This is a genomic window from Flagellimonas marinaquae, assembly GCF_023716465.1.
Taxonomy (GTDB): Bacteria; Bacteroidota; Bacteroidia; order Flavobacteriales; family Flavobacteriaceae; genus Flagellimonas; species Flagellimonas alginolytica.
Genome location: NZ_CP092415.1, coordinates 1,919,254 through 1,938,752 on the forward strand (window position 1 = coordinate 1,919,254; position 19,499 = coordinate 1,938,752).

A 19,499-nucleotide genomic window follows, 5' to 3' on the forward strand; every position below is an offset into this window, starting at 1 on the left:
TTTATTTGGTCAATTTCTCCACCATTCGTTTAATGCGATCAGCCAATTTTTCATTGGACAGTTTTTCCCGCAACCGATCTGTAATGATCGGGAAAGATAGTGGTGTTGGTTGAGAACATTTTTTCCAGACTATTTTTTGCTGTGTGATCCGTTCCAGTGCCAAACGTAATCTTCCTTCCTCCAATTGATGCTCAAAAGTTTCGGTGAAAGCTTGTTGGTACAACAAATTATCGTCTTCAAAATCACGGAAAACATCAAAAAGTAATTCTGAACTACTTTGCAGGTGTTTCATTTTTATTCCTTTATCGGGGTAGCCCGTAAAGACCATGCCGCTGATTACGGCAATATCTCTAAATTTTCTACGCGCCATTTCGTTGGAATTTAAACTCTTTTGAAGATCGGACAACATATGTTCCGGCGTAAAAAGGTTATTGTCCAGAATCTCCTGAATATCGATTTTCCTGTCCGAAAGTAATTCAAAACCGTAGTCGTTAAAGGCCAGGGAGCAGGTAATCGGGCTCAATAAACTGATACGGTATGCCAACAGGCTGCTCATGCCTTCGTGGATGGCCCTGCCTTCGAACGGATAAAACATGTGATGATGACCATCTCGTGTCTCAAAGGTTTCTATCAAAAATTGATGCGGTTGGGGCACTAGACTTTCTTCCCTTTGTTTGGTGAACATTGACTGCAATGCCCGGATTTCCTCCGATTGTTTTGAAGACTCCAACTCGGCCGTGTAGAGTTCTTGCCGTAATAGTTCGGACATTTTTGCTGAAAAGCTCAGTCTTCCGCCCATCCAACTGGGTACTTTGTTGGTCTTTTTTTTGGAATTGCGCACGTGTGCCGACATCCCCTTTATTCGAATAAACTCCAAATTTCGACCAGCAAAGGTAAAAACATCCCCAGGACTCAATTTGGAGATAAAGTACTCTTCAATACTACCGATATACCCTCCCTTTTGATAGCGGACCGATATGGTTGCGTCCCCAACAATGGTTCCGATCTGGAAACGATGGCGCATGGCAACGACCCTACTGTTTACTTTAAATTTACCATCTGTTTCAATTTCAACTTTTTTGTATTCGTCGTAGTTCTTTAGGCTTTGGCTGCCCATTACCAAAAAATTGAGTAGCCACTGCCACTGTTCTTCCGATAGGCTCTGATAACAGAACGTTTGTTGTATCTCGGGATAGATTTCATCAGGATAAAACCCATCGGAAACGGCCAAGGTGGTCAAATATTGAAGTAGGACATCAAAACTGTTCAGGTAAGGGATGCGATCTTCCACAGCATTGTTGAGTACTGCTTTTTGCATGGCCGAAGCCTCCACCAGTTCAATAGCGTGCGTGGGCAAAAAATGGATAACACTTTCTTTTCCAGGTCGATGTCCGCTCCGCCCGGCGCGTTGCAAAAAACGGGCAACCCCTTTTGGTCCACCAATCTGGATCACCGTTTCCACAGGGGCAAAATCCACGCCAAGGTCCAAACTCGATGTACAGACAACGGCTTTGAGACTCTCGTTCCGAATGGCCTGCTCTACCCAGAGTCTGGTTTCTTTGTTTATGCTGCCATGGTGCATGGCTATTTCCCCAGCGAATTCGGGATATTTTTCCAATATTTTCTGAAACCAGATTTCACATTGGCTTCGGGTGTTGGTAAAAAGTAACGTGGTCTTACTTTTTTTGATAATGGGTATCACATCATCCAATAAATGCAACCCTAAATGTCCGCGCCACGGGAAGGTTTCCATTTCTTTGGGAACAATACTTTTTACCGTAATTTTTTTGTTGAGGTCTGCCTTTACCAATATCGAATTGTCCAGTTCGGGTGTAGAAGGGCCCAACAATACTTCCCGTGCTTGTTCCAAATTACCTATGGTCGCCGATATGCCCCAAATACGCAATGCCTTGCATACGGTTTTCAATCGGGAAATGCCCAGTTCCATTTGCACCCCTCGTTTGGTGCCCAAAAGTTCGTGCCATTCGTCCACCACAATAGCAGAGCAGTTTTTAAAAGTTTTGGCGTACCCTTTGGATGAAAGTAAAAGCTGTAGGCTTTCGGGAGTGGTGATCAAAAGATCGGGCATGTTGGTCCTCATTTTTGCCCTATCCTTTGCCGAAGTGTCCCCGGTTCGGATACCGACGCTCATTTGTGTGCCCAGGTCTTGGGTTATCCGTTCTGCCGATTGTTTGATTTCTTGCGAGAGCGCTCGCAATGGAGTAATCCAGATAGCTTTTAGACCTTTCTTGTGCGTGGTTTTATACTCTGGGTTGTTTTTGATGTAATTGAGTACGATCGGAAACCAAAGGGCATAGGTTTTTCCGCTTCCGGTCGGGGCATTTAACAGACCGTGCTTGCCATTCAAAAAGGCTTTCCATGTTTCTTTTTGAAAAGGGAACGGCTGCCATTTTTGTTCTTGGAACCATTTTTCGGCTATATGGAACAGATCGGATTCTTTCAGTGGTGAGCTGCTTTGGATTGAAAAATACGAATTTCTTTACTGGGTTTGTGCCTTCAATTTTGCGATAAGATTTATATTTGTGCCACAAAATTTCAGATATGCCAATTTTAGATCTTTACGAGCACGGGGAAAAAAGAAAAAACCTGGCCCATTTTGCCACTTTGGCAAGTTTGGCTGCTGTTGATGGAGAAATCAATGAGAAGGAAATGGAAGTCCTTAAAAAGTTTGCCTTTAAGCTAAATATCAGCGATCAGGAATTTAAGGAGATAATGAAGAAGGAGAATAAATATCCTATCGAAACTCCGCACAGTGGTGAAAAGAGGTATAAAAGGCTATTTGAATTTTTTCAAATTATTTTCTCCGATCACGATATTGATGATGAAGAGCGAAGAATAGTGGAAAAGTATGCAGTAGGCCTGGGCTTTTCTCCAAAGACCGCTGCTAACATCATCGATAAATCCATCAAGATTTTTACTGGAAAAATTCCGTTTGAGGATTATCATGAATTAGTGAAGAGAGATAGCTAGTAATTGGCCATAAATTCTTCTGCCTTTTCAACCATTTTTTTACTTCCACAGAAAAATGGTACCCGTTCGTGCAACTCCGTGGGCTGGATGTCCATGATTCTTCTAAAGCCATCACTTGCTTTGCCATTGGCTTGTTCGGCCAAGAACGCCATTGGATTGCATTCGTACAATAAACGTAGCTTTCCGTTATGCGCCTTGCTGCTTTTAGGGTACATATAAATTCCCCCTTTGATCATATTTCTGTGAAAATCGGAAACCAATGAGCCAATGTACCTTGAGGTATATGGGCGGTCGCCTTCTTCCATTTGGCAATATTTTATGTAGTCTTTAACCCCTTGCGGAAAATGAATGTAGTTTCCCTCGTTCACAGAATAGATCTGTCCTGTTTCCGGGAATTGCATGTTGGGATGCGATAGGTAAAAAGTTCCAAGGGCAGGATTCAGTGTAAATCCATTTACCCCATGTCCGGTAGTGTACACGTACATGGTTGAGGTGCCATAAATTATGTATCCTGCTGCAATTTGGTTTTTGCCGGGTTGCAGAAAATCCTCCAAAGTAACCGGAGTGCCCACAGGAGTTACCCTTCTATAAATTGAAAAAATGGTTCCGACCGATACATTTACATCAATATTGGAAGAACCGTCCAAAGGATCTATAAGAACCACATACTTGTTCTGGTGTTGTTTGTCAAAACTGTTTATGCTTATAAAGTCGTCCTCTTCCTCCGATGCTATACCACAAACTATTTCTCTATTCTTTAGTGTTTCTATAAATTTTTCGTTGGCAAGTACATCCAATTTTTGTTGATTTTCCCCTTGGATATTCGTTTCTCCCGCAGCACCGATAATGTCCACGAGACCGGCCTTGTTTACTTCGTGGTTAACTACTTTGGCGGCTAAACGAATACCGTTGAGCAGTCTTGATAATTCCCCAGAAGTGTATTGAAAAGATTCTTGATTGGCGATGATGAACTCACCCATGGTGAGCCGTTGTTTGTCAAACATAGGAAAGGATGTTTTATTTAAGGACAAATATCGGGCATTTTGTGAAACTACAACGTTTTCGAGAATCTTTAATTGTGTATTTTTATAACTTTGAGTTTTATTTGTAACAATTATGGAATATACAATAAGGAAGGCTCGCATCGAGGATATGGAACAGGTACTGAATTTGGTGCAGGAACTAGCTGATTTTGAGAAAGAACCGGATGCTGTAGAAGTGACCAAAGACGATTTGGTCAAGGATGGCTTTGGTGAACAAAAAATGTTTCAATGTTTTGTTGCAGAAACCGAAAAAGGAATTGTCGGCATAGCATTGGTGTACCCAAGGTATTCTACTTGGAAAGGTCCCGTAATCCATTTGGAGGACCTTATTGTTTCCGAGAATATGCGGGGAACTGGACTGGGAACTGCATTATTAGATCAAGTGGTCAAGTATGGGGCTGAACTCGGTGTAAAACGAATCAGTTGGGAAGTGTTGGATTGGAACGAACCGGCCATCGATTTTTATGAGAAAAAAGGAGCCAATGTACTGCGGGATTGGGATGTGGTGCATTTGGACGAAGAAGGAATCAAAAATTATTTGGAGCGTCTGGACTAGACCAGAAAACTAGAAGATAAAGAACATGAGGATATTTAAGTTTGGAGGAGCATCCGTTAAAGATGCCGATGCGGTAAAAAACTTGGTCAACGTATTGCAAGAGGTTGGCCATAAGGATACCTTGGTAGTGGTATCGGCCATGGGAAAAATGACCAATGCCATGGAAAAAGTGGTGGAATCCTATTTTAACGATAAAAGAAATGTAAAGGAGACCATTCAAGAAGTTATCGAGTATCATCATACCATTGTATCGGACTTGTTTAAAAATCCAGAACATCCGGTATATGGGAAATTAAAAGTGTTGTTCGATGAGGTTACAGGTTTTTTAACTTGGAACAAATCACCCAAATATGCATTCGTGTACGATCAAGTTGTCTGCTATGGCGAATTATTGTCTACAACAATAGTGAGTGCCTATTTAAATGAGATAGGTATCGCCAATACATGGCTGGATGTTCGTACTTTGATAAAAACCGATACCAATTATAGGGATGCACAGGTAAACTGGGAGCGCACCCAAGAACAGGTGGATTCTTTGGTCGATCGCTCCAAATTGAACATAACCCAAGGTTTTTTAGGTAGCGACGACAATAACTTTACAACCACCTTGGGCCGGGAAGGTTCCGATTACTCGGCAGCAATTTTGGCATATTGCCTTAATGCCGAATCGGTGACTATTTGGAAAGATGTTCCCGGGGTTTTGAATGCGGACCCCCGGAATTTTGAGGAAACACATCTCTTGGAAAAAATTTCGTATCGCGAAGCTATTGAGCTTGCCTTTTACGGGGCCTCTGTAATTCATCCAAAAACCCTGCAACCTTTACAAAGAAAAGAAATACCCTTACAGGTTAAATCGTTTGTAAAGCCCAAGGATAACGGTACCATAGTTGGAAAAGGGAACGGTATAGAGCCAAAGATCCCATGCTTTATTGTAAAAAAGAACCAGGTTTTGTTAAAACTGTCGTCTCTCGACTTTTCTTTTATTGTGGAGGATAACATCAGTGAAATTTTTAAGCTCTTCCACGATCATCGACTTAAGGTAGATCTTATCCAGAATTCTGCCATTAGCTTCTCTGTCTGCTTGGACAACAAGTTCCGTGGGCTTCAGCCATTGTTGGAAGAATTAAAACGCAAGTTCAAAGTCGTGTGCCACGAAGATGTTTCCCTATACACCATACGTCATTTTAACAGTGATTCGGTCAAATCGTTGCAGAATGGGAAATCCGTATTGGTGGAGCAAAGAGGCAAAGAAACGGTTCAACTTGTTGTTAAATAAACCTTTGGGGATAATATTGGGTCGCTGAGGGCAATAGGCTTAATTTTCTATCTTTACCGTAGCTAAATATTATTTTTATGGGCTTGGTTACGGCTAAAGAGGTGGCAAAAGTTATCCATCTGGACAAATATGGCTTTTTGGGCACATTTGTAGGATGGCTATTAATGGTGGCCACCAGGATCAGCACCATCAATAGATTTTATGATAAAAACAAGAATCTTTCGGGACCCGAGTTTCTTGATGCTATTTTGGAACATTACGAAATCGATTTTGAGATTCCGGAAGAGGATATAAAACGATTGCCCAAGTCCGGTCCTTACATTACCATTAGCAACCATCCGTTGGGAGGTGTAGATGGGGTGCTATTACTAAAACTACTTTTGAAAGAAAGACCCGATTTTAAGATAATCGCCAACTTTTTGTTGCACCGAATCGAGCCCTTGAAACCTTATATTATGCCAGTGAACCCTTTTGAAAATCATAAGGAGGCCAAGAGCAGTATAATAGGTTTTAAAAATGCGCTTAAACATTTAAGGGATGGTCATCCATTAGGTATTTTTCCGGCAGGGGAGGTCTCTACCTATCGAGATGGTCGTTTGGTGGTGGACAGGCCGTGGGAGGAAGCTGCCATAAAACTCATCAGAAAAGCAGAAGTCCCCGTAGTTCCCATATATTTTCATGCCAGGAACAGTCATTTGTTTTATCGTTTGTCCAAAATTGACGATGTATTCCGAACAGCCAAATTGCCTTCGGAACTAACATCGCAAAGCAGGCGGCCCATTAAAGTCAGAATAGGCCAGCCCATATCCGTAAGCACGCAAAATGAAGAGGAAACCTTGGAGGATTTTACCGAGTTGTTGCGAAAAAAAACCTATTTGTTGGCCAACGTTTTCGAAAAAGAACGGTTTTTGGATAAGGTTCCGACCTCTTTAAAAATTCCAAAACCGCCAAAGAAAATTGCAACAGCTATCAATGCCAAAGTGTTGGAAGGTGAAATTGACAAACTACGGGAGAAGGATTGCCGTATGTTGGAGAGTAAAAACTATGAAGTGTTTTTGGCCCAGGCCAAGGATATGCCATTTTGTTTGAACGAAATAGGGCGTCAGCGCGAGGTTACCTTTAGGGAAGTAGGCGAAGGAACAAACAATGCCATTGATCTGGATAAGTTCGACTCGTACTATCACCATTTATTTTTGTGGGACAACGATAACAAAGCAATTGTTGGCGCCTATAGAATGGGTTTGGGCTCGGATATTTTTAAAAACTACGGAATAGACGGTTTTTATTTGCAGGACCTTTTCCGATTTGAACCCGAACTGTACGGTATGATGGAGAAATCCATAGAAATGGGAAGGGCCTATATTGTGAAGGAATATCAACAAAAGCCCATGCCGTTGTTTTTACTTTGGAAAGGAATCGTGCATACGACCTTAAGGCATCCAGAACACAAGTATTTAATAGGAGGAGTGAGTATCAGCAACCAATTTTCCAATTTTTCCAAATCCCTGATGATCGAGTTCATGAAATCCAATTATTGGGATCCGTATGTGGCACAATATATTCGTCCAAAAAAGGAATTTAAGGTAAAGTTGAAAGATGCCGATAAGGAGTTTGTGTTCGATGAGACCCAGGCCGATCTTAACAAATTCGATAAATTGATCAGCGAAGTAGAGCCGGGGAGCCTACGGTTACCGGTATTGATAAAAAAGTACATTAAACAAAATGCCAAGGTAGTGGCTTTTAATGTGGATCCATTGTTCAACAATTCGGTGGATGGATTAATGTACATCCGAATTGCGGATTTACCGGAGAGCACGGTAAAGCCGGTTATGGAGGAGTTTCAAGCTGAATTGGAGCGTAAAGTGGCCGAAGGTAACGGAACCGTTGAAGTGGATTAGTCCACACCTACGGAATCACTGCGTTTTTCGAACAATAAATTGTCTTTCCAAACACCATTGATCTTACCTATCCTTTCTCGTTTGCCAATGTAGCGAAAGCCAACTTTTTCATGAAGTTTTATGCTGGCCGTATTCTCAGGAAAAATACCGGATTGTAGGGTCCAAAAGCCAGCTTTTTCACTATCGGTGATTAATTTTTGCATCAATAATTGGCCAATGCCCTTACCTCGGCTTGCATTGGCAATGTAAACGCTTACTTCACCAACACCACCATAAACACACCTGCTCGATACTGGCGAAAGCGCTGCCCAGCCCAGAATAGAACCATTTTCCTCAGCGATTAACCTACAGTCTTTTACATGTGCTTCGTCCCACTGGTCAAAAGAGGGCGGTTGTGTTTCAAAAGTGGCAAATCCTGTGGAAATCCCCTCCCTGTATATATCGGACACATTTCTCCAATCCGAGGGCTTCATATTTCGCACTTTCATAAAGTCGGCTTTTATTATTGTGATATTACGATTAATAAGGCAATAAAAAAAACCAGATGTACTGGTTTTTTAAAAATTTAAAACCAAGGCTTTTTACCCACTTGATAAGTGTTAAAAAACTCTTCATCAGATTTAGTAAGATATATGATACCCTCAATAAGTCCAACAATTGCTACACCTAAAACAATGAAGCTTCCCACAACAAAACAAGCGGTTATGTATCCGATAACAGTAGCTCCCAACATTATGAAACCTTCTTTTTGGTAGCCTAGGATAAATTTATGAACCCCTAATTGTCCAAGTACAATGGCTAATATTCCGGCTAAAAGTTTCTTGTTGTCACCGGAATTTAAAGCTTCTTTGGCATTTTCGGTGAATTCGTTCGTGGTTTTTTTTGCTTCTTCTTTAAATTCTTTGGCTGCTTCTTCCGCTTTGTCACCAAAGTCCTTTTTTTCTTCTGACATGTTTATTTAATGTGTTGGTTAATGAGGGTTAAAAGTAGCAAATAAATCAATACCTATAGAAAAGCTTTATCAACAGGTTCCCAAAGTTCCAACTTGTTGCCTTCGGGGTCTAAAATCCATCCGAATTTTCCGTACTCGTATTCCTCTATTTCACCAACCACCGTAACCCCTTCTTCTTTTAGGGTTTTTAGAAGTTCTTCCAAATTTTCAACCCTAAAGTTCATCATAAACTGTTTTTCGCTAGGCTTAAAATATTCGGTTTTTTCGTCCATCGGACTCCATTGGGTGGAACAATCGTTGCCTTCCTTGTCCTTCCACCAAAAGGTACAGCCATATTGGTCGGTATTTAGTCCTAAATGGTTTTTGTACCAATCTTTGATTTTGTTTGGGTCTTTGCTCTTAAAAAAAAAGCCCCCCAATCCAGTTACCCTGTTTTTCATGATTTCTTAATGTTTTGTTCATACAAACCGATCCATTGTTGCGGGGTCATTTTTTGGCAAAGCTCTGCAACGAGATCATAAGGTATTTTGTTAATGTTCTTAAATCGGATGCAGCTTTTGCCCATATCCAATTTGGTGTCCACATGCTTAGGGTATTCGGTAACAAACCAATCATGTAAACTGTTGTCCGCATATATTCCGGAATGGTATAGTGCTACAAAGTTTTTTTGTGATGCTAGGTTGATAAAGGGCAAGGGTAACTTTGGATCCACATGATAGCCGCCGGGAAACATGGAATGGGGCACTACATACCCTATCATTTTATAGCTGATACATTCTTCGAAACCAGCAGGGAGATTGTTCTTTATGACTTCTCTTAGTCGGGAAATGACTTGTTTTCGTTCTTCCGGGAGTTTTTCAATGTACTCTTCCGGTGTTTTGGCATCTATCGTCATAATTTATCAATTTTAGGGATTGCCAGAGCCAAAAGTTGATTGGATAAGGCTTATAAAGTTAACAAAATCTCTCCTTGATTTTATCAACAATGGTCTGTGCCAATTTTTCTTTGCTCTCCACGGTCCACCCGGCAACATGGGGAGTCAATAACACATTGTTGGCCTTGCGCAGGTATTTAAAGGCTTTGGGTTTTTGAACAAACATGTTTTCGAAGGATTTTTTTTCGTATTCCAGCACATCGAGCCCGGCTCCAAGTACTTTGCCCGATTTTAGCCCGGTTACCAAATCCTTGGTAACAACACATTTTCCCCGAGCCGTGTTCAAAAGCCAAAACGGTTTGTGGAGCGCCTCGATAAATTCTGAATTTATCATGCCGGTGGTCGACTCGGTCTGCGGTACGTGTAAACTCACTACGTCCGAGCGTTGTTGAAATTCCATGATTCCGACCTGTCGCGCATTTTCATCCCCAACTCCTCCAATAATATCATAGCAGATCACCTCGACGTCGAATCCTTTTAGTTTTTTGGCAAAAGCCTTTCCCATATTGCCATAGCCGATAATGCCCACGGTTTTGCCTTCCAGTTCAAAGCCCCTGTTTTGCTCCCGTTTCCATTTGCCTTTTCGAACCTGTCGGTCGGCCTTGCACATTTGGTTCAATAAGGCGAGCAACATGCCCAGTGTGTGTTCACCTACCGCATTGCGGTTGCCTTCGGGGGCAGAAGCCATAAAAACACCCTTGAACTTGGCGTGTTCGGTATCAATATTTTCCAATCCGGCCCCGACCCTTCCAATAAATTTAAGGTTGGTGGCCTTATCCAAAAATTGTTGGTCTATGGTAAACCTACTTCGGATAATGATCCCATCGTATAAATGGATTTTTTTTTCGACTTCTTCCTTGGTCGATGTGTAATCTTCATCATTCTGGAAACCGAGCTCGGCAAATTGTTCAATTAGCAGCTCATGATTGGTATCGAGGTGGAGAACTTTCATGAATCAAATATAAAATTCCTAGATTTTTGGATAGTGGGTCTGTGTTTTTTCGTGCTGGACATTTCCAGTATGGGCGGTGCTCAATTTTTCAAAAAGGAGTACTTGTACCTCTTCGCCGTTTTTGGTCTTGGGGTTGTGTTCCACTCCTTTGGGCACCACAATAATTTCACCTTCGTTCACCACTTCGGTCCTATCTCGAAATTGCATGTAGAGGGTACCTTTGATTACTTGGAACAATTCATCCTCGTTCTCGTGGGCGTGCCATACAAATTCACCTTGTATTTTGGCCAAAAGCACCTGCATATCGTCCACAATGGCAATTTGATGCGGATGCCACTGTGCGGAGAATTCGGCATGTTTTTGTTTTAGGTTGATGGGTTTCATGACAAGATTTTATATTCCCAAAATTAATTTGGCGATCCAAAAATAGATCAAGATTCCAAAAATATCGTTGCTCGTGGTAATGAACGGTCCGGTGGCAATTGCTGGATCAATGTTTCTTTTATGAAGGAACAAGGGTATAAATGTGCCGATCAGCCCTGCCACAACAATTACTACTATCAGCGATAGCGATATGGCCAAAGCGGTGGTAAAGGCATCTTTCCAGATCCAAGTGAACAATAAGAGCAGGATGGCTAGTATAAATCCATTGAGCAAGGCCAAAAGCATTTCCTTTAAAAGGTGGTTTCTCATGCTTCCTTTTAGGTCGTCGTTCGCGAGACCTTGCACTACTATGGCGCTGGACTGTACCCCAACGTTTCCGGCCATGGCAGCAATTAGGGGAGTAAAAAAGAATAAAACTGCGTGTTTGGAAATCATATCTTCAAAAGTTCCCATAATGGCCGCAGCACCAAGTCCACCAAAAAGACCTAAAATTAGCCAAGGCAGCCTGGCCCGTGTGAGTACCCATATGCTATCGCTCACTTCAACGCCTTGGGAAATACCTGCCGCCATTTGGTAATCCTTATCGGCTTCTTCACGTATTACATCTACAATATCATCGATGGTAATGCGCCCGACCAAACGCCCGATTTCATCAACCACGGGTATGGCCTCCAAATCGTATTTGGACATAATTCTGGCCACTTCTTCTCCTTTTTCGTTCACGTTTACGGAATCTACCTTTGGGATATAGATATCTTTTATGTGACTTTTGGTTGGAGCGGTGAGCAAATCTTTTAGGGACAATCTTCCTTTTAATTTGCCTTCGTCGTCCACCACATAAATGGAATGTACGCGGGTAACATTCTCTGCTTGGGCGCGCATCTCCTTAACGCAAGAGGTCACGGTCCAGTTTTCGTAGACTTTTACCAATTCTTTGGCCATAAGTCCACCTGCGGAATCTTCCTCGTAGCGCAAAAGATCTACAATATCTTTGGCGTGTTCCCGATCTTCTATCTCGGAGATAACTTCTTGAATAATTTCCTTGGGAAGCTCGTTTATGATGTCCGCGGCATCATCCGTATCCAATTCCGAAAGTTCGCCGGCAATTTCTTTGGCTGTTAGATTTTTAAGTACGGCCTCCCGGATATCCTCGTGCATTTCGGCAAGGATGTCCGATGTTTTTTCACTGTCCAGCAGTTTTATCAGGTAGGTGGCCTCATCAACTTCGAGTTCGTCCGCAATTTCCGCAATATCGGCATAGTGGAACTCCTTCATCATGGTTTGGAGCTCACCATTGTTCTTGTTGGCGATCAGTTCCCTGATTTCTGCTAAAAGGTCGTCTGTGAGTTTAAACGGGGTCATTGGCTATCTTCTGTGTCAACGTTATAAAATCGGCCACACTAAGCTGTTCCGGGCGTTGGTCAAAGATAGTATTCTCTTTTAGATTATCGGAAAGGTTGAAGATTTTAAGACTGTTTCGGATTGTTTTTCGTCTTTGGTTAAAAGCTGTTTTTACCACTTTAAAGAAGAGACGTTCGTCGCAAGGGAGGTTCAATTCTTTTTTTCTTGTGAGTCTCAATACTCCGGAATCCACCTTTGGAGGAGGATCAAAAACTCCGGGAGGAACGGTGAATAGATATTCGGCATCGTAATAAGCTTGTACCAATACGGATAGGATGCCGTAGGTTTTACTGCCCGGTGCTTCACAGATTCTTTTGGCCACCTCTTTTTGGAACATGCCGGAAAATTCGGGTATTTGCTGTCGCATTTCCAACATCTTAAAAACTATCTGACTGGAAATATTGTATGGGAAATTTCCGGTAATGGCAAATTGCTCTTCTCCATATAGTTGTTTTAGGTCGAACTTGAGGAAATCCGCCTCGATAATATTGAGGCGATCGTTGTTTTTTAAAATAGAGGCATGTTCCAAAGGAAAACTGTGGTTCAGGTAAACAATGGACTCTTCATCAAGGTCCATGGCCACAAGGTCCAAATCCCTTTGAAGCAGATATTTGGTGAGAACACCCATGCCAGGGCCTATTTCCAGTACATTTTTATAGTCATCCAATGACAGTGTCTCAGCAATTTTTTTTGCGACGGACTCATCTTTTAAAAAATGTTGCCCTAAGTGCTTTTTTGCTTTTACAGCACCATCTATTTGTTCATTTTTTTGGGGATGACGGTTTCCGTTATTGTATTTTTTCCTCTTTTTTTTGGGCACTGCGGGTTTTTTTGCAAGTTAGTTGGAATTTTTGATATAGATCCAAGCTTCATCTCCTGATTCCAAAAGGATTTTTTCCCTTTTGTATGCATTTGTTTCGTAAATGTCCGCTTTTATTAGGTCGGTATCATTTACTTCATAAGCCATGCCTTTTACTTTGTGTTCGGGATCATTGGTGTTGATGACCAACGGATAACGGCCATATACGGCATTTTCGATTTTCTTGAAACCCAATGCGGTGTCGGGCTTTCCATTTAATATACGTCCAAAAATGTACTCTTGTACCTGGGTATCTTGTAAGGTTCCGTAGGAAAAAATAAACTCCAAATTTTTAAGGTATTTGTTGGCTTACCACTTCCAGCTCTGTTCTAAATGCAACAAACTTGTTGGGAAACATTTTTTGGGCGTCGGCACGCAGGCGGTCCGCGTCCTCCTTGTAATAGGCTTCCAATGTGGACCTATTCTTTGTGGTATATTGTATGGAGTAGGTAATGCCACCCATATCTTCTTCTACCAGCACCTTTACCATTTTGGCATGTGTAAATTTGCCCGTTGCCAGCATATCCGGCACATGTTTGTCCTTCATCCACTCCAACCATTGTTCGTGCACGGTATCGTCTATGTTAATGGTAACGTTATATATAAGCATTTTACTTTTTTTAAATGATTAGTTTATGGCATCCCCGCGCAATCGTCTAAAATTCTTTCGGGCCTGTGGAAAATAATAACTGTCCTCATAATTATAAATAATTTTCTCGTAATGGGTTTTGGCCTTTTCTGGTTCGTTTAAAATATTATCGTAGAGTTCGCCAAGGGCAAAGTGTGCATCGTCTGCCAAAATTCCATCACTGTAAAACTCCACAATTTTTTGATAGTTGAACTTGGCCGCCTCGTAATTTTTTTGGTCCACCAATAACTTGGCTTGTTTCAGAAGGGCTTCATCTTCAATTTTTTCGCCCTTATGATTTTGTAAAATATCTTCAAGTACTTTTATGGCTTCCTTATTTTTATTTTGATAGGCCAATAGATCTGCCCTTGCATATTTTTTTAATGCGGTCTGGGTGGAATCTTCCAACGAATTGTCGGAAATAAGTAAGCTCAATTGCATGGCATCATTGGCAATGAGCTGTGAAGTTGAGCTTCGCAAAACTTTTAGTTGGGTGAGCGCCCAGTCAAAATCACCTTTGTAAAAGCTGGTCTGTGCGACTTTAAATCGGGCATTTTGTCCTAGTACATCATTTTTTACGCTCTTTTGTACTTGGGTAAATAGGATCAAGGCTTCGTTGAATCTTTGGTCGAACACCAATATATCGCCCAATGCCAGTTTCACGTATGCCATAATCATCCGGCCCATTGGAATTTCAAGGCTTTGTTTGAGCATGGCGATGGCTGGTTCGGGATCTTCCTTTTTAAAAGTTAGAAAGTTGGCGTAGGCGATCTGCAGTTGTAACGTGGTACTTTGATTACCGTATTCCTCTACTAGGCTTTGGAATTTCTTTTCTACGTTTTCCAATGTTTTTTTTGTTGGATTTTCCAAAGCGATATCGATTAGGTTGAGTTCCGCATTTAACTTGGTCCTGGGATTTTCCGAGTTGTCCACGATGTACTGGTAAATAGAGGTTGCGGTTTCCAGATCTTTGTCTTCCACAGCAATATCGCCAAGGTTTTCCAATCGATTTATCGATTGCCCTTCGCTACGTTTATATATGGCCTTTTCTTGGCCAAAGGCACTATTGTATTGCTTTTGTTGAACAAAAAGCCAACTCAGGAGCTCGTTCCAAAGAATATCCGGCGTTTTTTGTGCATTTTGCAATAGTACTTTGCGCAATAGCACATTGTTCTCATTCGATGGGTCTTCCGAGATAAAATCATCGATGTTCCTTAATACATTGGAGCGACTGGTGCGTCCTTCCCAGATCAGGTTGAGGTAGGATTGGTACATTTTGGCTATGTTGCCCTGCTCCCCATAAATGCGGGCCAATTGAAAATCGTAATTCAGGTCCGGCTTTAGTTCCATGGCCTTGGTGTATGCTTGAATGGCATAGTCCAATAGGGCATATTTTTGAAAACGATAGCCAACACTATATCCAAAATTGGGATTGTCCTCTATTTTGTTTATTGCCTTGTCGTAATACGTGCTTGCCTTATCGGATTCGTTTTTGAGCGTAAAATTGTATCCCAGTTCAATATAAAAAGTGGGAAAGGCATAACTGTCTTCAATTTTTTTAAGTAAAAATGCCTGCGCTTCATCGTATCGCTCCAATTGTTGGTAGCAGGCTACGAGTCCTTCTGCATAATCGGTACGCCTCGGGTTGGTTTCTACTAATTTTTCGTAAAAAACCACAGCTTTCTCATAATCGCCGTCCTGTAAATATTGTTTGGCCAAGAAATCTTCTTGGGACCATCCACTAACAAAGGATACCATCAAAAGGAGAAATAAAAGACGCTGCAATGACATGTTCATTAGTAATATTCAATAAGAATGTCCTGTTCTTTCGAAACTAGTGGAACCTCATTTCAATTTCAAGATCATGAGATTCCTCGTTGCTTAGCTCTGTTGGAATCACAATCATATTCAAAAAATTACACTTTAGATTGTAGGCCAATGTGGTTTATTTCAAATATAACGCAGAAATGTGGGGGATTCTGTTAAGCGAATCCAAATAATTAGTGCAAAGCCTTAATCGATAATGTCAAATCCACAATACGGGACCAAAACCTCGGGGATTTTTATGCCGTCTTCTGTTTGATAGTTTTCCAAAATACCGGCGAGTACCCTTGGCAATGCCAGGGAGCTTCCGTTCAAGGTGTGGGCCAATTGGCTTTTTCCATTTTCGTCCTTGTAGCGCAGTTTTAATCGATTGGCCTGGAAGGTTTCGAAATTGGATACGGAACTAATCTCCAACCAACGGTCTTGTGCTGTGGAAAATACTTCAAAATCGTAGGTTAAGGCAGAAGTAAAACCTAAATCACCACCGCACAAGCGTAAAATGCGATAAGGGAGTTTAAGTTCTCGAAGAATATTTTTTATGTGTTCCACCATCTCATCCAGCGCTTGGTACGAATTATCGGGGTGCTCCATGCGTACAATCTCCACTTTATCGAATTGGTGCAAACGGTTCAATCCACGGACATGGGCGCCATAACTTCCGGCTTCGCGACGGAAACAAGGGGTGTATCCGGTATATTTTATGGGGAAATCGCTCTCTGCCAAAATATCCCCCCGGTGCAAGTTGGTCACGGGGACTTCTGCCGTTGGAATGAGATAAAGATCGTCTGCCTGTACATGGTACATTTGGCCTTCCTTGTCGGGCAACTGCCCTGTTCCGTAACCGGAATCTTCGTTGACCATGAGCGGAACTTGCATTTCGGTATATCCTGCTTCGGTGTTTTTATCCAAGAAATAGGCAATCAAAGCGCGCTGTAATCGAGCACCCTTTCCCTTGTAGACAGGAAAACCTGCTCCGGTTATCTTAACACCAAGCTCAAAATCTATAATGTTGTACTTTTTTGCCAGTTCCCAATGCGGAAGAGCTCCTTCGGACAGGGTCGGTACATCCCCTTCCTTGAAAACCTCTTCGTTATCCTCATCCGAATTCCCAGCAGGAACAGATTCATGGGGTACGTTGGGAATCAAATACAGTTGCTGCTGAAGTTCTTCTGCAGCAGTGTTTAAGTCGTCCCCTAATTTTTTCGATGCTTCTTTGAGTCCAGCGGTTTTTTCTTTTAGAACATTGGCTTCTTGTGCTTTTCCTGTTTTAAAAAGCATACCGATCTCTTTGGATAGTTTGTTGGATTCGGCCAAGGTCGCATCCAGTTCCGTTTGTATGGAACGCCTTTTTTCATCGAGTTCCAATACCTTCGATAGCATTGGTTCGGCATCGATGTTTCGCTTTTTTAATGCGGTAATAATACTTTCCTTGTTTTCCCGGATGTTCTGTATTTGAAGCATGGCCTTGTTTTGAGCGGCAAATTTAATTTAATCTGAAGAAGTGCCCAACTTTATTCCTTTGGAGATGGCAGAATCCAATCGTTATGGGCAAAATGTTTCCATGGAACGTTGGCCAAATCCACTTTTGGGTCTATAAATTGTTTATAGCTCCCTTGATTCACTCTAGCCTTGTTGTCCACAAACACTTGTATGCTTTCTCCTTTTTTTGCGTATTCCTTTTTAAGGTGTTGGGCAAACTGCCAAATAAAATCGGGATAGCATGTAACCCTGCGACGTTGTTTTTTTGTAAGATACTTATCCAAATCGATTTTTATGGTGTCTTTGGTTTTGGGGTTTACCACTTTGTAGGTTATTCTCCCGCCTCGACTCCGCAGCATCATGCGCCAACTCAATCGGTGACCTTCTTCGGTCCAGAGGACATCATCTTTAAAAAAATGATGCCGAAGCGGCAACGCTATTTGAACTAGAAAATAAATGCCCAGAACCGACAAGATCATGTTTTTGGTTTTTGGTATGATGATTTTGGCTTCCGGGGCAAATGTTTTGGTTTTTAAAAAAATGTTTCGAATAGTCTGTGGTTCAAAAAAGAAGACGGTAAATGCTAAGGACAGGTATGGAAAAATCCCAATTTGAAACACGATACTATTGAACAGATGAAAGAAAATGGAAAGCAGAAACGCAATTTTACGGGTTGGTTTCCAAAGGAGGGCGGGTACGATCAAGAGGTCAAAACTAATACCAAATATGGCAATGATCTTATGAACCCATTTTTGTTGAAGAAGTTCTCCGATGATGTAATAATCTTTTTTGGAGGTCATCAAAACGTCTATCATGCTAAAATCCAACCAATCCGCATATAATTTAGCTACAGATGCATAGGTATAAACAATGAACAGTTGTAGGATTATGACCCATCGGACCCCGTTGTACATGGTCTGTGAACGTAAACCCGGATTCAACTTTGCATCTAAAGATGCATCTCGGTTTGCCGGTAAGAACGCCATAATATAGGCAAGGAGCATCAATAAATAATAATGGTTGTTGTACGATGATTTTTGCATTAGGTACACGCCCGACCAGAGAATTGCGAAGGCCAGCGCACTGAACCGATACTTATAACCTAGGGCGATCAGTAGTCCTAATGTGCCCATTACCGCAAAGTAAATGTACATGCCGTTACCGGGAAGGGGCTGTAACCATTCAAAACCGATAAAGGAGAAAGTAAACCGAGGTTCCACCAAAGTTCGTCTGACCCAGCCCGTTGCTATGGCGCCATAACATTCCGCACTGACCAACAATCCATAAAAAATCCTGAAAACCACAAGTTGTGCATTGTCAATCTTCTTGAAAAGAAATTGGTCAAACATTTACTTGGAGATTAGGTCCAACGAATGATTTTTGTCTTTTTTTAATTGCTCTTTAAGTTCTTCTATGGAGTTGAACTTATGCTCGTCCCTAATGCGGTGCAACAGTTGTACCTGGATTTTTGTATCGTAAAGATTTCCTTCGAACTCAAAAAAATTGACTTCTATACTTTTTCGTGAACCATCTACGGTAGGGTTAAACCCAATGTTCATCATTCCAAAATACGTATTGCCACCAAGGTCGCTTTTTACTACATAGGCCCCATTTTTTGGAATAAGTTTATAGTCTTCCGCGATATGGAGGTTGGCCGTTGGAAAACCAAAATCCCTACCCAATCCTTTGCCTTTTTTTACGGTTCCTGTGAGCATGTAAGCATAGTTGAGGTAACTGTTCGCTGTTTCCACATCACCTTCCATAAGCGCCTTTCTTATTTTTGTGGAACTCACCGATACGTCATCTATCTCTTGTGCAGGTATTTCTTCCACTTCAAAATCGAAAGTACTGCCAAAGGCCATTAAATCTTGAATATTGGCATTCCGGTTGCGTCCAAACCTATGATCATAACCTATAATTATTCTTTTTGATTTAATGTTGTTTACAAGAATATCCCGAACAAAATCTATCGCAGAAAGCCGTGAAAATTGCTTGGTAAAAGGATGAATGATCAAATAATCCAGCCCAAGGGTCTCCAAAATCTGTTTTTTCTCCTCAAGGGTGTTCAATAGTTTAATGTCCACATCTTTTTGAAGAACCATACGTGGATGTGGAAAAAAAGTGAGCACTGTAGATTTTAAACCTGTGTTTTTGGCATTGTTTGTGAGGCGTTCCAGTATCTTTCGGTGTCCCAAGTGTACTCCATCAAAAGTACCAATGGTGACCACCGTTTGATGTGGAACGTTCTTAAAATCAGAAATGTTATGGATTGTTTCCAACGTAATAAAGAAATAAAAAAGGCTTACATTTGAATTTATACTA

Annotated in this window: 20 protein-coding genes; 4 read left to right on the forward strand and 16 right to left on the reverse strand. The window is 41.5% G+C overall.

Going from position 1 to position 19,499, the window contains the following annotated elements; genetic code table 11:
• Position 1: 1 nt before the first annotated feature.
• Positions 2-2,464: a ligase-associated DNA damage response DEXH box helicase gene (locus MJO53_RS08665; RefSeq protein ID WP_252081236.1), complete on the reverse strand. Its 2,463-nt coding sequence runs from the start codon at positions 2,462-2,464 to the stop codon at positions 2-4.
• Positions 2,465-2,562: 98 nt separating this feature from the next.
• On the opposite strand from MJO53_RS08665, the gene MJO53_RS08670 reads away from it, so the two are divergent.
• Positions 2,563-2,991: a TerB family tellurite resistance protein gene (locus tag MJO53_RS08670; RefSeq protein ID WP_252078794.1), complete on the forward strand. Its 429-nt coding sequence runs from the start codon at positions 2,563-2,565 to the stop codon at positions 2,989-2,991.
• Here the strand turns inward: MJO53_RS08670 and fbp are convergent.
• Positions 2,988-3,995, reverse strand: a complete 1,008-nt coding sequence (gene fbp / locus MJO53_RS08675; RefSeq protein WP_224835704.1) for a class 1 fructose-bisphosphatase — start codon at positions 3,993-3,995, stop codon at positions 2,988-2,990. The two genes, MJO53_RS08670 and fbp, sit on opposite strands and share 4 nt — an antisense overlap.
• 112 nt (positions 3,996-4,107) lie before the next feature.
• Between fbp and MJO53_RS08680 the strand changes: the two genes are divergently transcribed.
• The 3 genes from MJO53_RS08680 (at position 4,108) to MJO53_RS08690 (ending at position 7,764) form a co-directional block, all read left to right on the forward strand.
• Positions 4,108-4,590, forward strand: coding sequence for a GNAT family N-acetyltransferase (locus MJO53_RS08680; RefSeq protein ID WP_224835703.1), 483 nt, complete (start codon positions 4,108-4,110; stop codon positions 4,588-4,590).
• A 25-nt stretch (positions 4,591-4,615) separates the two neighbouring features.
• Positions 4,616-5,866 (forward strand): aspartate kinase, encoded by a 1,251-nt coding sequence (locus MJO53_RS08685; RefSeq protein WP_224835702.1) that lies wholly within the window; start codon positions 4,616-4,618, stop codon positions 5,864-5,866.
• A gap of 77 nt (positions 5,867-5,943) precedes the next feature.
• Positions 5,944-7,764, forward strand: coding sequence for a GNAT family N-acyltransferase (locus MJO53_RS08690; RefSeq protein WP_252078795.1), 1,821 nt, complete (start codon positions 5,944-5,946; stop codon positions 7,762-7,764).
• Here MJO53_RS08690 and MJO53_RS08695 read toward each other — a convergent pair.
• The 14 genes from MJO53_RS08695 to MJO53_RS08760 form a co-directional block, all read right to left on the reverse strand.
• A complete protein-coding gene (locus MJO53_RS08695; protein ID WP_252078796.1) occupies positions 7,761-8,252 on the reverse strand; it encodes a GNAT family N-acetyltransferase in 492 nt (163 codons plus the stop codon). The genes MJO53_RS08690 and MJO53_RS08695 overlap by 4 nt on opposite strands.
• 77 nt (positions 8,253-8,329) lie before the next feature.
• Positions 8,330-8,716, reverse strand: a complete 387-nt coding sequence (locus tag MJO53_RS08700) for a TM2 domain-containing protein (protein ID WP_224835699.1) — start codon at positions 8,714-8,716, stop codon at positions 8,330-8,332.
• Positions 8,717-8,769: 53 nt separating this feature from the next.
• Entirely contained in the window at positions 8,770-9,156 is a 387-nt protein-coding gene (locus MJO53_RS08705) for a VOC family protein (protein WP_252078797.1), read from the reverse strand.
• On the reverse strand, positions 9,153-9,611 hold the full coding sequence (locus tag MJO53_RS08710) for a DUF1801 domain-containing protein (protein WP_224835697.1): 459 nt from the start codon (positions 9,609-9,611) through the stop codon (positions 9,153-9,155). The genes MJO53_RS08705 and MJO53_RS08710 overlap by 4 nt, the downstream gene beginning before the upstream one ends.
• Before the next feature lie 58 nt (positions 9,612-9,669).
• Positions 9,670-10,602, reverse strand: coding sequence for a 2-hydroxyacid dehydrogenase (locus MJO53_RS08715; RefSeq protein ID WP_252078798.1), 933 nt, complete (start codon positions 10,600-10,602; stop codon positions 9,670-9,672).
• 18 nt (positions 10,603-10,620) lie between these two features.
• Positions 10,621-10,986 carry a cupin domain-containing protein gene (locus MJO53_RS08720; protein ID WP_224835695.1) on the reverse strand — a complete coding sequence of 122 codons (366 nt, stop codon included), beginning with the start codon at positions 10,984-10,986 and terminating at the stop codon, positions 10,621-10,623.
• Between the two features lie 9 nt (positions 10,987-10,995).
• Positions 10,996-12,348, reverse strand: coding sequence for a magnesium transporter (gene mgtE / locus MJO53_RS08725; protein WP_224835694.1), 1,353 nt, complete (start codon positions 12,346-12,348; stop codon positions 10,996-10,998).
• Positions 12,335-13,207 (reverse strand): 16S rRNA (adenine(1518)-N(6)/adenine(1519)-N(6))-dimethyltransferase RsmA, encoded by an 873-nt coding sequence (gene rsmA / locus MJO53_RS08730; protein ID WP_252078799.1) that lies wholly within the window; start codon positions 13,205-13,207, stop codon positions 12,335-12,337. The genes mgtE and rsmA overlap by 14 nt, the downstream gene beginning before the upstream one ends.
• An 18-nt stretch (positions 13,208-13,225) precedes the next feature.
• The gene (locus MJO53_RS08735) at positions 13,226-13,534 is read right to left on the reverse strand and encodes a gamma-glutamylcyclotransferase family protein (protein WP_252078800.1); all 309 of its coding nucleotides are present in this window, start codon (positions 13,532-13,534) and stop codon (positions 13,226-13,228) included.
• 4 nt (positions 13,535-13,538) lie between these two features.
• Positions 13,539-13,856: a DUF4286 family protein gene (locus tag MJO53_RS08740; protein WP_224835691.1), complete on the reverse strand. Its 318-nt coding sequence runs from the start codon at positions 13,854-13,856 to the stop codon at positions 13,539-13,541.
• 18 nt (positions 13,857-13,874) lie between these two features.
• Complete coding sequence (locus tag MJO53_RS08745; protein WP_252078801.1) at positions 13,875-15,632, reverse strand: tetratricopeptide repeat protein; 1,758 nt, start codon at positions 15,630-15,632, stop codon at positions 13,875-13,877.
• Positions 15,633-15,887: 255 nt separating this feature from the next.
• The gene (serS, locus tag MJO53_RS08750; RefSeq protein WP_252078802.1) at positions 15,888-17,159 is read right to left on the reverse strand and encodes a serine--tRNA ligase; all 1,272 of its coding nucleotides are present in this window, start codon (positions 17,157-17,159) and stop codon (positions 15,888-15,890) included.
• Between the two features lie 50 nt (positions 17,160-17,209).
• Positions 17,210-18,526 (reverse strand): HTTM domain-containing protein, encoded by a 1,317-nt coding sequence (locus tag MJO53_RS08755; protein WP_252078803.1) that lies wholly within the window; start codon positions 18,524-18,526, stop codon positions 17,210-17,212.
• On the reverse strand, positions 18,527-19,456 hold the full coding sequence (locus MJO53_RS08760; protein ID WP_224835688.1) for a bifunctional riboflavin kinase/FAD synthetase: 930 nt from the start codon (positions 19,454-19,456) through the stop codon (positions 18,527-18,529).
• Positions 19,457-19,499 lie beyond the last annotated feature (43 nt).

What these genes read in the sequence shown, in the direction of transcription:
- MJO53_RS08670 (WP_252078794.1), top strand. Translation starts at nt 2,563, where the DNA reads ATGCCAATTTTAGATCTTTACGAGCACGGGGAAAAAAGAAAAAACCTG.
- fbp (WP_224835704.1), bottom strand. Translation starts at nt 3,995, where the DNA reads ATGTTTGACAAACAACGGCTCACCATGGGTGAGTTCATCATCGCCAAT.
- MJO53_RS08680 (WP_224835703.1), top strand. Translation starts at nt 4,108, where the DNA reads ATGGAATATACAATAAGGAAGGCTCGCATCGAGGATATGGAACAGGTA.
- MJO53_RS08685 (WP_224835702.1), top strand. Translation starts at nt 4,616, where the DNA reads ATGAGGATATTTAAGTTTGGAGGAGCATCCGTTAAAGATGCCGATGCG.
- MJO53_RS08690 (WP_252078795.1), top strand. Translation starts at nt 5,944, where the DNA reads ATGGGCTTGGTTACGGCTAAAGAGGTGGCAAAAGTTATCCATCTGGAC.
- MJO53_RS08695 (WP_252078796.1), bottom strand. Translation starts at nt 8,252, where the DNA reads ATGAAAGTGCGAAATATGAAGCCCTCGGATTGGAGAAATGTGTCCGAT.
- MJO53_RS08700 (WP_224835699.1), bottom strand. Translation starts at nt 8,716, where the DNA reads ATGTCAGAAGAAAAAAAGGACTTTGGTGACAAAGCGGAAGAAGCAGCC.
- MJO53_RS08705 (WP_252078797.1), bottom strand. Translation starts at nt 9,156, where the DNA reads ATGAAAAACAGGGTAACTGGATTGGGGGGCTTTTTTTTTAAGAGCAAA.
- MJO53_RS08710 (WP_224835697.1), bottom strand. Translation starts at nt 9,611, where the DNA reads ATGACGATAGATGCCAAAACACCGGAAGAGTACATTGAAAAACTCCCG.
- MJO53_RS08715 (WP_252078798.1), bottom strand. Translation starts at nt 10,602, where the DNA reads ATGAAAGTTCTCCACCTCGATACCAATCATGAGCTGCTAATTGAACAA.
- MJO53_RS08720 (WP_224835695.1), bottom strand. Translation starts at nt 10,986, where the DNA reads ATGAAACCCATCAACCTAAAACAAAAACATGCCGAATTCTCCGCACAG.
- mgtE (WP_224835694.1), bottom strand. Translation starts at nt 12,348, where the DNA reads ATGACCCCGTTTAAACTCACAGACGACCTTTTAGCAGAAATCAGGGAA.
- MJO53_RS08740 (WP_224835691.1), bottom strand. Translation starts at nt 13,856, where the DNA reads ATGCTTATATATAACGTTACCATTAACATAGACGATACCGTGCACGAA.
- MJO53_RS08745 (WP_252078801.1), bottom strand. Translation starts at nt 15,632, where the DNA reads ATGGTATCCTTTGTTAGTGGATGGTCCCAAGAAGATTTCTTGGCCAAA.
- serS (WP_252078802.1), bottom strand. Translation starts at nt 17,159, where the DNA reads ATGCTTCAAATACAGAACATCCGGGAAAACAAGGAAAGTATTATTACC.
- MJO53_RS08755 (WP_252078803.1), bottom strand. Translation starts at nt 18,526, where the DNA reads ATGTTTGACCAATTTCTTTTCAAGAAGATTGACAATGCACAACTTGTG.